Raw genomic sequence first — 14,884 nt, forward strand, 5'->3', positions numbered from 1 at the left:
TGCATCGGGTATTCCGGTTGCACCTTGGGCGCGAATGCTATGCAACAAATCAAATAAGGTGCAACCAGTTTCGCCAGAATAAGTTGCACCTAGTCGGATTTATCGAAGAAGACCCCGTTTTTGCTCCCTTTTGTAACAGTTATGGCCTTTTGCTAGAAGCAAAAGCACCAAACAGGAGCAGCACTTTCGTACCAGAAATTATTTCCTGACGAGCTGCCTATAATTCCGACAAAAAAAGGGTTGCACCCGGTTGCACCTCTTTCGGTGCACGGCTAATCTTGCGGCCAGCTGATGCCACGCAACTGTGGCAACCATGAGGATAAAAATATGGCTACCACCACCCTTGGGGTCAAACTTGATGACCCGACCCGCGAGCGCCTGAAGGCCGCCGCAACCTCGATTGATCGCACACCGCACTGGCTGATCAAGCAGGCAATTTTCAATTACCTGGAAAAACTCGAGGGTGGTGCAACCCTGACCGAGCTGAACGGTTTGACCGCCAAGGACGCCGACGACTCGGGCGAAGTCCACAACGATCACGCCCACCAGTGCTTCCTTGAATTCGCTGAAAGCATTCTGCCGCAATCGGTGCTGCGCGCCTCCATCACTGCCGCTTACCGTCGCCCTGAGCCGGAAGTGGTACCGATGCTGATCGAGCAGGCTCGCCTGCCGGTCGCAATGGCCGAAGCCACCAACAAACTCGCTGCGTCCATCGCAGAAAAACTGCGCAACCAGAAAAGTGCCGGCGGTCGTGCAGGCATTGTTCAAGGTCTGTTGCAGGAATTTTCCCTGTCGTCCCAGGAAGGCGTGGCGCTGATGTGCCTGGCCGAAGCGCTGCTGCGTATCCCGGACAAGGGCACTCGCGATGCGCTGATCCGCGACAAGATCAGCACCGGCAACTGGCACCCGCACCTGGGCAACAGCCCGTCGCTGTTCGTCAACGCCGCTACCTGGGGTCTGCTGCTGACCGGCAAACTGGTGTCGACGCACAACGAAGCCGGCCTGACTTCTTCCTTGAGCCGCATCATCGGCAAGAGCGGCGAGCCGATGATCCGCAAGGGCGTCGACATGGCCATGCGCCTGATGGGCGAGCAGTTCGTGACTGGCGAAACCATCGCCGAAGCACTGGCCAACGCGAGCAAGTTTGAAGCCAAGGGCTTCCGCTATTCCTATGACATGCTCGGTGAAGCAGCGCTGACCGAACACGACGCGCAAAAGTACCTGGCGTCGTACGAACAAGCGATCCACTCGATCGGCAAAGCCTCTCACGGTCGTGGGATTTATGAAGGCCCGGGCATCTCGATCAAGCTGTCGGCACTGCACCCGCGTTATAGCCGTGCGCAGTACGAGCGTGTGATGGAAGAGCTGTATCCGCGCCTGCTGTCGCTGACCTTGCTGGCCAAGCAATACGACATCGGCCTGAACATCGACGCTGAAGAAGCTGACCGTCTCGAACTGTCGCTGGATCTGCTCGAGCGCCTGTGCTTCGAACCGCAATTGACTGGCTGGAACGGCATCGGTTTCGTCATCCAGGCTTACCAGAAGCGCTGCCCGTATGTGATCGACTACGTGATTGACCTGGCTCGCCGCAGCCGTCATCGCCTGATGATCCGCCTGGTGAAAGGCGCGTACTGGGACAGCGAAATCAAGCGCGCCCAGGTCGAAGGCCTGGAAGGCTACCCGGTCTACACCCGCAAGGTGTACACCGACGTTTCCTACATCGCTTGTGCACGCAAACTGCTGTCGGTGCCGGAAGTCATCTACCCGCAGTTCGCCACGCACAATGCCCACACCCTGTCGGCCATTTACCATATTGCCGGTCAGAACTATTACCCCGGCCAGTACGAATTCCAGTGCCTGCACGGCATGGGCGAACCGCTCTACGAGCAGGTTGTAGGCAAAGTTTCCGAAGGCAAACTGAACCGTCCGTGCCGCGTGTACGCACCGGTTGGCACTCACGAAACCCTGCTGGCGTACCTCGTGCGTCGTCTGCTGGAAAACGGTGCGAACACCTCGTTCGTCAACCGCATCGCCGACCAGTCGATTTCGATTCAGGAGCTGGTGGCCGATCCGGTTGCCCAGATCGAGCAGATGGCGACCGTGGAAGGTGGCTTCGGCCTGCCGCATCCGCGTATCCCGCTGCCGCGTGACCTTTATGGTGCCGAGCGCGCCAACTCCAGCGGCATCGACATGGCCAACGAACACCGTTTGGCGTCGTTGTCCTGCGCGTTGCTTGCTACCGCACACAACGACTGGAAAGCCGCGCCGATGCTCGGTTGCGCTTCCAGCACCGAAACGCCTGCGCCCGTGCTGAACCCTGCGGATCACCGTGATGTGGTCGGCCACGTGCAGGAAGCTACAGTTGAAGACGTCGACAACGCTATTCAATGCGCCCTGAACGCTGCGCCGATCTGGCAGGCCACCCCGCCCGCTGAACGTGCCGCGATTCTGGAACGTGCCGCTGATTTGATGGAAGGCGAGATCCAGCCGCTGATGGGCCTGCTGGCTCGCGAAGCCGGCAAGACGTTCGCCAACGCCATCGCCGAAGTCCGCGAAGCGGTCGACTTCCTGCGTTATTACGCGGTGCAGGCACGCAACGACTTCAGCAATGACGCCCACCGCCCACTGGGCCCAGTGGTGTGTATCAGCCCGTGGAACTTCCCGTTGGCGATCTTCAGCGGTCAAGTCGCCGCCGCTCTGGCTGCCGGTAACCCGGTATTGGCCAAACCGGCCGAACAAACCCCGCTGGTGGCGGCTCAGGCTGTGCGCCTGATGCTCGAAGCCGGGATTCCGGAAGGCGTGCTGCAACTGTTGCCGGGTCGCGGTGAAACCGTCGGCGCTGGCCTGGTTGGTGATGATCGCGTCAAAGGCGTGATGTTCACAGGCTCCACCGAAGTCGCGCGTCTGCTGCAACGCAACATCGCCGGTCGCCTCGACAACCAGGGTCGTCCGATTCCGCTGATCGCCGAAACCGGCGGCCAGAACGCCATGATCGTCGACTCGTCTGCTCTGACTGAACAAGTCGTGATCGACGTAGTGTCCTCGGCGTTCGACAGCGCTGGCCAGCGTTGCTCGGCCCTGCGCGTACTGTGCTTGCAGGAAGATTCCGCTGATCGCGTCATCGAAATGCTTAAAGGCGCCATGGCGGAATCCCGTCTCGGCAACCCTGAGCGTCTGTCCGTGGACATTGGCCCGGTGATCGACGCTGAAGCCAAGGCCGGCATCGACAAGCACATCCAGGGCATGCGCGACAAAGGTCGCAACGTGTACCAGGTGGCTATCGCTGACACCGAAGAAGTCAAACGCGGCACCTTCGTCATGCCGACCCTGATCGAGCTGGAAAGCTTCGACGAACTGCAACGCGAGATCTTCGGCCCGGTGCTGCACGTGGTTCGCTACAAGCGCAAAGAGATCGACCAGTTGATCGGCCAGATCAACGCTTCCGGTTATGGCCTGACCCTCGGCGTGCACACCCGTATCGACGAGACCATCGCCAAGGTGATCGACAACGTCAACGCCGGTAACGTCTACGTCAACCGCAACATCGTCGGTGCCGTGGTCGGCGTGCAGCCGTTCGGCGGCGAAGGCTTGTCGGGTACTGGCCCGAAAGCCGGTGGCCCGCTGTACCTGTATCGCTTGCTGTCGACGCGTCCGACCGATGCTATCGAACAATCCTTCGCTCGCGTTGATGCTGCCGTAGCCCCGGACGTTCGCCTGCGTGACGCCATGAGCAAGCCGTTGACCGCCCTGAAAGCCTGGGCTGACAGCAACAAGTTCGCTGACCTGAGCACCCTGTGCGTTCAGTACGCCGCGCAATCGCAAAGCGGCATTACCCGCGTGCTGGCCGGCCCGACCGGTGAGAAGAACAGCTACGCGATCCTGCCGCGTGAACACGTGTTGTGCCTGGCGGACGTTGAAGGCGATCTACTGACCCAACTGGCCGCGGTACTGGCTGTAGGCGGTTCGGCGGTATGGCCAGAGTCCGACATCAGCAAGGCATTGTTCGCACGTCTGCCGAAGGAAATTCAGGCGCGGATCAAACTGGTAGCCGACTGGAACAAGGACGACGTGGTATTCGATGCCGTTCTGCACCACGGCCATTCGGACCAGTTGCGCGGCGTTTGCCAGCAGATTGCCAAGCGTGCCGGCGCGATCGTTGGAGTTCAGGGCTTGTCCCAGGGCGAGACCAACATTGCGCTGGAGCGTCTGGTGATTGAACGCGCGTTGAGCGTTAACACCGCTGCGGCGGGTGGCAATGCGAGTTTGATGACGATCGGTTAGTACCGAAAAACGGGCACCTGCATAGGTGCCCGGCATGGCAACAATCCCTGTGGGAGCTGGCTTGCCAGCGATAGCGATGTGTCAGTCACCATTAATGTTGACTGATCTGCCGCCATCGCTGGCAAGCCAGCTCCCACAGTGTTTTGGGGTGTTTGTTAAGTCGGCGCGCGGCTCCAACATCACGCTTATCAATCATCCTGTTCAGCCTTTATCCGCACGCCTAGACTCGGCCCAACCCAATTTCAGGTAGGCCGCCATGTCCGAGACGCTGCTCAGTTCCCGCAATCTGGCTTTCGAGCTGTATGAAGTTCTTGATGCCGAGGGCCTGACCCGGCGTGAGCGCTTTGCCGAGCACAACCGCGAGACGTTCGATGCCGCCATTGGCACGGCCCGCAACATTGCCGAGAAATACTTCGCGCCGCACAACCGCAAGGGTGACGAGAACGAGCCGCGCTACGAGAACGGTCAGGCGATTCTGATTCCCGAGGTGAAACCGGCGGTGGACGCTTTCCTCGAAGCCGGATTCCTCAACGCTGCGAGAAGTTTCGACGCCGGCGGCATGCAACTTCCTACCCTGCTGTCGCAAGCCTGCTTCGCGCATTTCCAGTCGGCCAATGCGGCTTCGACTTCGTACCCGTTCCTGACCATGGGCGCGGCCAACCTGATCGAAAGCTTCGGCACAGATGAACAGAAGCAGCGCTTCCTGCAACCGATGATCGATGGCCGTTTCTTCGGCACCATGGCCCTGACCGAGCCGCACGCGGGCTCTTCCCTGTCGGATATTCGCACCCGCGCCGAGCCTGCGGCCGACGGCACCTATCGCCTCAAGGGCAACAAGATCTTTATTTCCGGCGGTGATCATCCGCTTTCGGAAAACATCGTGCACATGGTGCTGGCCAAGCTGCCAGACGCGCCGCCGGGGGTAAAAGGTATCTCGCTGTTCATCGTGCCGAAGTTTCTGGTCAACGATGACGGCACCCTGGGCCAACGTAACGATGTGCTGCTGGCCGGGCTATTCCACAAGATGGGCTGGCGTGGCACGACGTCTACCGCGCTGAACTTCGGCGATAACGGTGAATGTGTCGGCTATCTGGTCGGTGAAGCGCATCGCGGTCTGAGCTACATGTTCCAGATGATGAACGAGGCGCGAATCGGCGTTGGCATGGGCGCGGTGATGCTCGGTTACGCCGGTTACCTGTATTCGCTGGAGTACGCTCGCGAACGTCCGCAAGGCCGGGTGCCGGACAGCAAGGACCCAACCACTGCGCCCGTGGCGATCATTCAGCACGCCGACGTCAGACGCATGCTGCTGACGCAAAAGTCCTACGTCGAAGGTGCCTTTGACCTCGGGCTGTATGCGGCGAGGTTGTTCGATGACACCACAACACTGGAAACCGAAGCCGAGCGCAAGCACGCCCATGAACTGCTGGATTTACTGACACCCATCGTCAAATCCTGGCCGTCGGAGTTCTGCCTCAAGGCGAATGAACTGGCGATCCAGATTCTCGGCGGCCACGGCTACACCCGCGAATACCCGGTTGAGCAGTATTACCGCGACAACCGTTTGAATCCGATTCACGAAGGCACCCACGGCATTCAGTCGCTGGACTTGCTCGGGCGCAAACTGGCGCAGAACGGTGGGGCAGGCTTGAAGCAACTGGTGCGGCTGATCGCCGACACCGCTGAACGCGCTGTTGCGTACGAATCGTTAACCGCACTGCGTGAGCCGTTGGAAAAACTGGTGGCGCGCCTGCAAGTGGTGACCATCGGTTTGCTGACCGATCTTGCTCAGGGCAAGGTCAACAGCAGCCTGGCGAATTCGGCGCTGTATCTGAAAGTGTTTGGCCACACGGTGATTGGCTGGCGCTGGCTGGAGCAGGCTATTCGCGCCGAGGAAGGCTTGGTCAAGGGCAATGCGGCGGATACCGACTTCTATAAGGGCAAGTTGCAGGCGGCGCGGTATTTCCTGACGTGGGAAGTGCCGGGTTGTCACCACGAGTTGGCGTTGCTGGAGGCGCGGGATGATACCTGCCTGGCGATGCAGGATGAGTGGTTTTAAAGGCTGACCCTCGGCACGCCCATAACGCGCGCCGTTTGTACACCTGTAAAACCTGACAGGTTACGTTGCAACACTGCAGGTATACCTTCGTCTCTTCGAAGTTACAGCACACAACGGAGGCGGGTATGACCGAGAGACAATTGAAAGCCGCAAGAGCCGAGCCCCTCGACCACATGCTGCTACACATAAATATCGGCGAGAAGCTGCTTCGAGGCAGCACAGCTAAAGTGGTCAGCGCAAAACACTTTGCTGCAAGTGATTGGGATTACAAGGTTGAAGTGACCTTATCGGGTGAAACCCTGACGTCGCAACAACCCGTCAGCCATGACCAGATGCTGTGGGCCGCTCAAAAGGACGATACCTTCGACTTCAACGGAACGAAGCGCACTGTAAAAGCTAAGGTGATCTACGAATCTGGCGGCGAATATTTCTGCGAATTGCAGATTTGAACGCTGGCACGCTGAGCGGGCTTGAGCGCTCTGAACAAGAGCGCTCTTTCGAGGCGGCATTGGCCAAAGGCCTCATTAGCCCTGATTGATGGTCTTGGCGATGGTGTCGACCGTGGCGCTGACTTGCTCTTGGTAACGGTCGAGTTCTTGCTGGTGCTGTTTCTTCATTTCGATCTGCTGCGAGCACAGATTCATCGCCGCCAGCACCAGCAGGCGGTCGCCGATCAGCGTCGGGTATTTCCTTTTGGTGTCGTCCAGCGCGGCCTTGAGCATGAGTGCTGCGTCCAGCAGGGTCTGTTCTTCCCCGGCCGGTGCCTTGATCGAATAGTCCTCCCCAAGAATGGAGACGACTTTTACCCCTGCTGAGTGGTGGTTCATGCGCTGACAGGACCTGCGTTGACGCGATCAACCAGAGCCTGAATGCGCGCGGCGGTGGCGCCGTGTTTTTCTTCCTGTTCCATCAGGTTCAGTTGCAGGCTTTCGTTTTCATCCTTGGCCTGGGCCAGTTCCGTGGACAGGGTCTGGTTGGTTTGCGAAAGGGTCTGGTTCTGTTGCACCAGGTCGCTGACGAGCTGTTCCAACTGGCTGAGGGATGCTTCCAACATTTTGATCTTCCAAGCGTTTTTCAAAGGGCGCGTACGATAAAGAAAAGTCGTCGTGGACGCTAGGTTTAAACCGGCGCAAAGCCTTGATTTGCCTGACGGCCGACCGTTCTCGCGAGTTTAAAAGACTGTGATCTGCCGATCTGGTTCCTGCACTTCGTCGCTCAATGCGGGGTGCGACAAATACGCACACGAACTAAAGAGTTCATTTGCCCGACCGATAAGTCATGCAATAGCAGTCTCAGCCCGCATGGATGCGGCCCTTCTCGGTACCCGCCCATGTCCCTCCGCAATATGAATATCGCCCCCCGGGCGTTCACCGGTTTCGCCCTGATCGGCGGCCTGATGTTGATTCTCGGTGTGTTCGCCCTGAACCAGATGAGCAAAATCCGCGCGGCAGGCGAAGACATCGCCACCGCCAGCGTGCCTTCCATCAAGGCCCTCGATGAATTCACTCAACTGACGCTACGCCTTCGAGTGCTGTCGTATCGCTTGCTGATCAACCGCGAACCGGACGTCCAGCAAAAAACCTTCGAGCTCTTCGAGCTGCGCAACAAGCAGATCGCCGACGCACAACGCGCCTATGAACCGTTGATCGACGGCCCACAGGAACGCTCGGCTTACGACCAGTACGTGCAATTGCTCGCGCAGTACCGCCAGATGGAAGACAGGATGAAAACCCTGTCGCGCAACAACCAGATCGATGAACTGCGGCAGATGCTCAACAGCGACTTGCTGAGCAATTCGGAAGCGGTGAATGCTGCGTTGGCGCGCTTGCTGGAAATCAACACCCAGCAAATCGCCGAAACGGATAAGGGTGCGTCTGACCAGTACGCCATGTCGTTCAACCTGGTGGTCACTCTGCTGATCATCGCCAGCGGCCTGACTTTGCTGTTCGCCTGGTTGCTGACCAACAGCATCACCAAGCCAATCTCCAAAGCCCTGGAAGCGGCAGAGACCATCGCCGAAGGCAACCTCACGCAGCCGATCCACGTCGACGGCAGCGACGAAGCCGGACGCCTGCTGGCGGCAATGGCCAAGATGCAATCGAAGCTGCGTGACACCCTGCAGCGGATTTCCGGCTCGGCCACGCAACTTGCCTCGGCCGCTGAAGAACTGAACAGCGTCACCGACGAAAGCGCTCGCGGTCTGACTCAGCAGAACAACGAAATCGAACAGGCGGCTACAGCGGTCAACGAGATGACCAGCGCGGTCGAAGAAGTCGCCCGCAACGCGGTCAGCACCTCGGAAGCTTCGAAGAACGCCACCACTTCGGCAGGCGACGGTCGTGACCTGGTGCAGGAGACGGTCAGCGCCATCGAACGCATGAGCGCCGACGTGCAGAGCACGGCGAGCCTGATCGGCGAGCTGGCCAATGAATCCCGTGACATCGGCAAGGTGCTGGACGTGATTCGTGGCCTGGCGGATCAGACCAACCTGCTGGCGCTGAACGCCGCGATTGAAGCCGCCCGTGCCGGTGAGGCCGGTCGTGGTTTTGCGGTGGTGGCGGACGAAGTGCGTGCCTTGGCCCATCGCACACAGCAGTCGACCAGCGAAATCGAGCGCATGATCGGCAGCATTCAAAGCGGCACCGAACACGCCGTGGATTCGATGCGCAACAGCACTGAGCGTGCTGAGTCGACGCTGAATATTGCCCGCGGTGCCGGGATGTCGCTGGACACCATCAACACCGCCATCGTCGAGATCAACGAACGCAACCTGGTAATCGCCAGCGCTGCTGAAGAGCAGGCGCAGGTGGCGCGGGAAGTCGACCGAAATCTGGTGAACATCCGCGATCTGTCGGTGCAATCGGCGACCGGGGCGAATCAGACCAGTGCGGCGAGTAACGAGTTGTCGCGGCTGGCGCTGGATCTGAACAATATGGTTGGGCGGTTCAGCCTTTGATTCTGTAAACCAAGATCAAGATCAAAAGCCCCCTCACCCCAGCCCTCTCCCCGAGGGAGAGGGAGCAGATCATCGTGCTTTTCAAAACCTGAGTTCGACTCAACATCTCAGGTTGGTGTACCTCGCGAGAACTCCGCGCTCAGCCCCCTCTCCCCTCCGGGTGAGGGGAAAGGGGGCAGATCTTCGTGCTTTTCCAAACCTGAGTTCGACTCGGCATCTCAGGTCGGCGTAGCCCGCACAAGCACCCCGGTCAGTCCCCTCTCCCTCTGGGAGAGGGTTAGGGTGAGGGCAGCCATCGCGAGCCAAACTGAATCCTCGAACACCCCAGCGTGAAAACCTTTTTGACAGCATCACATTTCAACAGGTTAGAATCGCTGGCACGCAGACTGCATGGTCAGTTTTCGCCCGTCTTTACGCTTCTGGAGTACTGCCTTTGAATGCGACGACCATCAACAGCCTGTTCTTGATCGGCGCGTTGCTGGTAGGCGCAAGCATTCTTGTCAGCTCACTCTCTTCCCGGCTCGGCATTCCGATTCTGGTCATTATTCTCGCGGTCGGCATGGCCGCCGGGGTCGATGGCGGCGGGATCATTTTCGACAATTACCCCACGGCTTATCTGGTCGGCAACCTCGCGCTGGCGGTGATCCTGCTCGACGGCGGTTTGCGCACGCGGGTATCAAGTTTCCGCGTGGCGTTGTGGCCGGCGCTGTCGTTGGCGACGGTCGGAGTCTTGATCACCACCGGACTGACCGGCATGGCAGCGGCGTGGCTGTTCGACCTGAACCTGATCCAGGGCCTGCTGATCGGCGCCATCGTCGGCTCCACCGACGCCGCGGCAGTGTTCTCGCTCCTCGGCGGCAAGGGCCTGAACGAACGGGTGAGCGCCAGCCTGGAAATCGAATCCGGCAGCAACGACCCGATGGCGGTGTTCCTCACCGTGACCCTGATCGACATGCTCGCCAGCGGCCAGACCGGTTTGCACTGGAGCCTGTTGACCCACCTGATCCGCGAGTTCGGTATCGGTGGCATGGTCGGGCTCGGCGGTGGCTGGTTGATGTTGCAAATGGTCAACCGGATCAACCTCGCCGCCGGCCTGTATCCGATTCTGGTGATCGCTGGCGGTCTGGTGGTGTTTGCCCTGACCAACGCCTTGCATGGCAGCGGCTTTCTCGCGGTGTACCTGTGTGGACTGGTGATCGGCAACCGCCCGGTGCGCAGCCGTCATGGCATCCTGCACATGCTCGATGGCATGGCGTGGCTGGCGCAGATCGGCATGTTCCTGGTGCTGGGGCTGCTGGTCACGCCGCACGATTTGCTGCCCATCGCCCTGCCCGCCCTCGGCCTGGCGCTGTGGATGATTCTGTTTGCGCGACCGCTGTCGGTGATGGTCGGCCTGCTGCCGTTCAAGGCGTTCCATGGCCGCGAGAAAGTCTTTATTTCCTGGGTTGGCCTGCGCGGCGCGGTACCGATCATTCTTGCGGTGTTCCCGCTGATGGCCGGGCTGCCAAACGCTCAGCTGTACTTCAACCTCGCCTTCTTCATCGTGTTGGTGTCACTGCTCGTGCAGGGCACAAGCCTGCCGTGGGTGGCCAAACTGCTGAAGGTTACCGTACCGCCGGAGCCTGCGCCGATTTCGCGATCCGCACTGGAAGTGCACATCACCAGCGAGTGGGAGCTGTTCGTTTATAAGCTCGGCGCGGAGAAATGGTGCATCGGTTCACCCCTGCGCGAGCTGAAAATGCCCGAAGGCACGCGCATCGCCGCGCTGTTCCGAGGCCAGCAACTGCTCCATCCGTCGGGTAGTACGGTGTTGGAAGTCGATGATTTGTTGTGTGTTATCGGCCATGAACACAACTTGCCGGCGCTCGGAAAACTGTTCAGTCAGGCACCGCAACGTGGCCTCGACCTGCGTTTCTTCGGCGACTTCGTGCTCGAAGGAGACGCCCAGCTTAAAGCGGTTGCTGCGCTTTATGGCTTGCCGGCCGAAGGCATTGATCCGGACATGACCCTGGGCACCTTCATTGCTCACAAAGTCGGGGGGGCGCCGATCGTAGGTGACCAGGTGGAGTGGAACAATACCCATTGGACGGTGGCGGTCATGGACGGGAACAAGATTGCCAAAGTGGGCGTCAGATTCCCCGAAGGAAGTCGCCCGGGCCCCGGACTCTTCCTCTAAACTGCGTCCACTATCACTTGCTTGACCGGTCTCTATGCCTACCCTGCGCTCCTTTTTCGTCGCGGCCCTTCTGGGCCTGAGTCTTACTGTCGGCCCGCTGTACGCCGCCGAACCACCGTCGAGCCAATCCGTGCAGGCCAGCCTCGACAAGCTTGCCGACAGTAAACTGCCGGATGCCGATAAAAAGACCCTGCAAACTGTCCTGCAGAGCACGCTCAATCATCTGAACAATCAGCGTGATTACGAACAGAAGCTGATCGATCTCAAGCAGCAACTTGCCTCCGCGCCCCGGCAGACCATCGAGAGCACCCGCGAGCTGACGCGTCTGAAGGCCACTGCGGTGGTGCCGGTGACGCAGCGTTTCCCCAAGGAGTCGATCCAGCAGCTGGAGCAAATCCTGACGGATCGCTCGACCCAGCAAAGTGATCTGCAAAAAGCGCTGGCCGAGGCCAACAGCCTGATCATCACCGCGCAGACTCGCCCCGAGCGGGCTCAGGCAGAAATCTCTGCCAGCCAGACGCGCATTCAGCAGATCAACAATATCCTCAAGTCCGGCAAGGACGCGGGCAAGACCGTCAGCGCCGAGCAGCGCGACCAGTTGAATGCCGAGCTGGCGGCGCTGAACGCGCTGATTCCGTTGCGCCGCCAGGAACTGGCCGGCAATAACCAGTTGCAGGATCTGGGCAACGCTCAACATGACCTGCTGTCCGAAAAAACCGACCGCCTCGACCGCGAGATCCAGGAACTGCAGACCCTGATCAACCAGAAGCGTCTGGCGCAGTCTCAGGAAACCGTCACCCAGCAATCGATCGAGGCACAGAAGGCCGGCAGCAGCAGCCTGCTCGCCACCGAAAGCGCCGCCAACCTCAAACTCTCGGACTATCTGCTCAAGAGTACCGATCGTCTCAATGAAGTCACTCAGCAGAACCTGCAAACCAAACAGCAACTCGACACTCTGACCCAGAGCGATTCAGCCCTCGACGAGCAGATCGCCGTTCTGAAGGGCAGCCTGCTGCTGTCGAAGATTCTCTACAAACAGAAACAGGCTCTGCCACGCCTGAAGGTCGACCGTGATCTGGCGGATCAGATCGCTGACATCCGCCTGTATCAGTTTGATGTCAGCCAGCAGCGTGAACTGCTGAGCAATCCGGCGTCTTATGTCGAGAACCTGCTGACGACCCAGCCGCCGGAACAGATCACGCCGCAGTTGCGCAAAAGCCTGCTGGACCTGGCCAACACGCGCGCCGACCTGCTGGAGCGGCTCAATCGCGAATTGAGCGCGATGCTCAACGAATCGATCACCCTGCAACTCAACCAGAAGCAACTGTTGAGTACAGCGCAAAGCCTGCGCGCGACCCTCGACGAGCAGATGTTCTGGATTCCCAGCAACAAGCCGCTGGACCTGGAGTGGATGCGCGGCGTGCCGGATCGCCTCAAGCGTCAGGTCGATACGTTGCCGTGGGCTTCCAGCCTGAGCGAGTTGACCGACGGTCTGACCCAGCGCCCGTTGCTGTTCCTGCCACTGGCGCTGCTGATCGGCGCGTTGCTGTGGCGGCGCAAGAGTCTGTATGGGCGCCTGAACAAGGTTCACCAGGACATCGGTCACTTCAAACGTGACAGCCAGTGGCACACGCCGCAGGCGATCCTGATCAATATTCTGCTGGCGATGCCGGTGGCGCTGGGGCTGGGTCTGTGCGGTCTGGCCCTGCAGATCGACGCCCGAGGGCAGAACGCCAACATGGGCGCGGCGCTGCTGCAAATGGGTCAGGCATGGCTGGTGTTCTACACCGCCTACCGGATTCTGGCGCCGGGCGGCGTGGCCGAATTGCACTTCCGCTGGGAAAAACCCCAAGTCGAATTCCTGCAAGGCTGGGTGCGTCGACTTGGCCTGGTGGTCATGGCACTGGTGGCTGTGGTCGCGGTCGCCGAATTGCAGCCGGCGGCCCTGGCCGACGACGTCCTCGGCATGCCGGTAGTGCTGACCTGCTACGCGTTGATGGCATGGCTGCTCAGCCGCCTGCTGATCAGCAGCCCTACCCACCAAAACGCCTCGCTGTTCCGCAAGGCGCTGGGCGTGATGTTTACCCTGCTGCCCATCGCGTTGTTCGTCGCCGTTTGCTTTGGTTACTACTACACCGCGCTGAAACTCAGCGATCGCCTGATCAACACGCTCTATCTGCTGATGTTCTGGCTGGTGATCGAAGCCACCTTCGTTCGCGGCCTCAGCGTTGCCGCACGGCGTCTGGCCTACCAGCGTGCCCTGGCCAAGCGCCAGGCCGCGAAAGAGGCCGGCGACGGCGAAGCCGTCATTGAAGAGCCGACGCTGGACATCGAAAAGGTCAACGAACAGTCCCTGCGCCTGATCCGTCTGGCCCTGCTCGGCGGTTTCATCGCGGCGTTGTACTGGGTCTGGTCGGACCTGATCTCAGTGTTCTCGTACCTCGACAACATCACCCTTTACGAATACACCAGTGGCACCGGCGCCAACATGAGCATGGTGCCGATCAGCATCGGCGACATGCTGGGTGCGCTGATCATCATTGGCATCACCTTTGCCCTGGCGCGCAACTTGCCCGGCCTGCTCGAAGTGTTCGTGCTGTCAAAACTCAATCTGGCGCAGGGCAGTGCTTACGCGACCACGACGCTGCTGTCCTACGTGATCGCTGGCATCGGCTTCGTCACGACCCTGTCGACCCTCGGCGTGAGTTGGGACAAGTTGCAATGGCTGGTGGCGGCGCTGTCGGTCGGCCTCGGTTTCGGTATGCAGGAGATCTTCGCCAACTTCATCTCCGGCATCATGATTCTGTTCGAACGCCCGGTGCGGATCGGCGACACCATCACCATCGGCAACCTGTCAGGCACGGTGAGCAAGATCCGCATCCGCGCCACGACCATTACCGACTTCGACCGCAAGGACATCATTGTCCCGAACAAGACGTTCATCACCGGGCAACTGATCAACTGGTCGCTGACCGACACTGTCACCCGCGTCACGCTCAAACTGGGCGTCGATTACGGTTCAGATCTGGATCTGGTCAAGGAGCTGCTGCTCAAGGCCGCCCGGGAAAACCCGCGCGTGCTCAAGGAACCGGAACCGCTTGTGTACTTCCTCAACTTCGGCGAAAGCACCCTCGACCACGAACTGCGCATGCACGTACGCGATCTGGGTGACCGCAACCCGGTGCTTGATGAGGTCAACCGCTTTATCAACCGCGAGTTCAAGAAGCAGCACATCAACATTTCGTTCCGCCAGATGGAGGTTTACCTGAAGAACCTGCATGGCCAGGAATACAAGTTGGTGCCCCTCGAAGCGGAGACCAAAACCATCGTGCCGGTTGGCGCCGAGCAAAAACCGCTGCAAGATTCGCCGCAAGAGCCTCTGCAAGAGCCGCCACCGACCAAGCTCGACTAA

The 14,884-nt window shown here is 59.8% G+C and carries 8 protein-coding genes; 6 read left to right on the top strand and 2 right to left on the bottom strand.

The features are described from left to right. The first annotated feature begins 327 nt into the window (after positions 1-327). The 3 genes from putA (at position 328) to AB4P91_RS03100 (ending at position 6,789) form a co-directional block, all read left to right on the top strand. Entirely contained in the window at positions 328-4,281 is a 3,954-nt protein-coding gene (putA, locus tag AB4P91_RS03090) for a trifunctional transcriptional regulator/proline dehydrogenase/L-glutamate gamma-semialdehyde dehydrogenase (RefSeq protein ID WP_395604297.1), read from the top strand. A 256-nt stretch (positions 4,282-4,537) separates the two neighbouring features. Continuing rightward, positions 4,538-6,340: an acyl-CoA dehydrogenase gene (locus AB4P91_RS03095; RefSeq protein ID WP_150593975.1), complete on the top strand. Its 1,803-nt coding sequence runs from the start codon at positions 4,538-4,540 to the stop codon at positions 6,338-6,340. A gap of 125 nt (positions 6,341-6,465) precedes the next feature. Beyond that, positions 6,466-6,789 carry a hypothetical protein gene (locus AB4P91_RS03100; protein WP_150593974.1) on the top strand — a complete coding sequence of 108 codons (324 nt, stop codon included), beginning with the start codon at positions 6,466-6,468 and terminating at the stop codon, positions 6,787-6,789. Between the two features lie 75 nt (positions 6,790-6,864). Here AB4P91_RS03100 and AB4P91_RS03105 read toward each other — a convergent pair whose 3' ends face one another. Continuing rightward, complete coding sequence (locus AB4P91_RS03105; RefSeq protein WP_150593973.1) at positions 6,865-7,167, bottom strand: cell division protein ZapA; 303 nt, start codon at positions 7,165-7,167, stop codon at positions 6,865-6,867. Further along, entirely contained in the window at positions 7,164-7,394 is a 231-nt protein-coding gene (locus AB4P91_RS03110; RefSeq protein WP_042557307.1) for a hypothetical protein, read from the bottom strand. Before AB4P91_RS03110 ends, AB4P91_RS03105 begins: the two co-directional genes overlap by 4 nt. A gap of 276 nt (positions 7,395-7,670) precedes the next feature. On the opposite strand from AB4P91_RS03110, the gene AB4P91_RS03115 reads away from it, so the two are divergent. The 3 genes from AB4P91_RS03115 (at position 7,671) to mscK (ending at position 14,884) form a co-directional block, all read left to right on the top strand. After that, positions 7,671-9,296: a methyl-accepting chemotaxis protein gene (locus tag AB4P91_RS03115; protein WP_395604298.1), complete on the top strand. Its 1,626-nt coding sequence runs from the start codon at positions 7,671-7,673 to the stop codon at positions 9,294-9,296. Positions 9,297-9,729: 433 nt separating this feature from the next. Further along, a complete protein-coding gene (locus tag AB4P91_RS03120) occupies positions 9,730-11,472 on the top strand; it encodes a potassium/proton antiporter (RefSeq protein ID WP_042557305.1) in 1,743 nt (580 codons plus the stop codon). 34 nt (positions 11,473-11,506) lie between these two features. Beyond that, on the top strand, positions 11,507-14,884 hold the full coding sequence (gene mscK, locus AB4P91_RS03125; RefSeq protein WP_150687593.1) for a mechanosensitive channel MscK: 3,378 nt from the start codon (positions 11,507-11,509) through the stop codon (positions 14,882-14,884).

The organism is Pseudomonas sp. B21128 (genome assembly GCF_044218865.1).
GTDB classification, from domain to species: Bacteria; Pseudomonadota; Gammaproteobacteria; order Pseudomonadales; family Pseudomonadaceae; genus Aquipseudomonas; species Aquipseudomonas iridis.

Coding starts and splice junctions, on each gene's coding strand:
- AB4P91_RS03110 (WP_042557307.1), bottom strand. CDS start 7,394: ATGTTGGAAGCATCCCTCAGCCAGTTGGAACAGCTCGTCAGCGACCTG.
- AB4P91_RS03095 (WP_150593975.1), top strand. CDS start 4,538: ATGTCCGAGACGCTGCTCAGTTCCCGCAATCTGGCTTTCGAGCTGTAT.
- AB4P91_RS03100 (WP_150593974.1), top strand. CDS start 6,466: ATGACCGAGAGACAATTGAAAGCCGCAAGAGCCGAGCCCCTCGACCAC.
- AB4P91_RS03105 (WP_150593973.1), bottom strand. CDS start 7,167: ATGAACCACCACTCAGCAGGGGTAAAAGTCGTCTCCATTCTTGGGGAG.
- mscK (WP_150687593.1), top strand. CDS start 11,507: ATGCCTACCCTGCGCTCCTTTTTCGTCGCGGCCCTTCTGGGCCTGAGT.
- putA (WP_395604297.1), top strand. CDS start 328: ATGGCTACCACCACCCTTGGGGTCAAACTTGATGACCCGACCCGCGAG.
- AB4P91_RS03115 (WP_395604298.1), top strand. CDS start 7,671: ATGTCCCTCCGCAATATGAATATCGCCCCCCGGGCGTTCACCGGTTTC.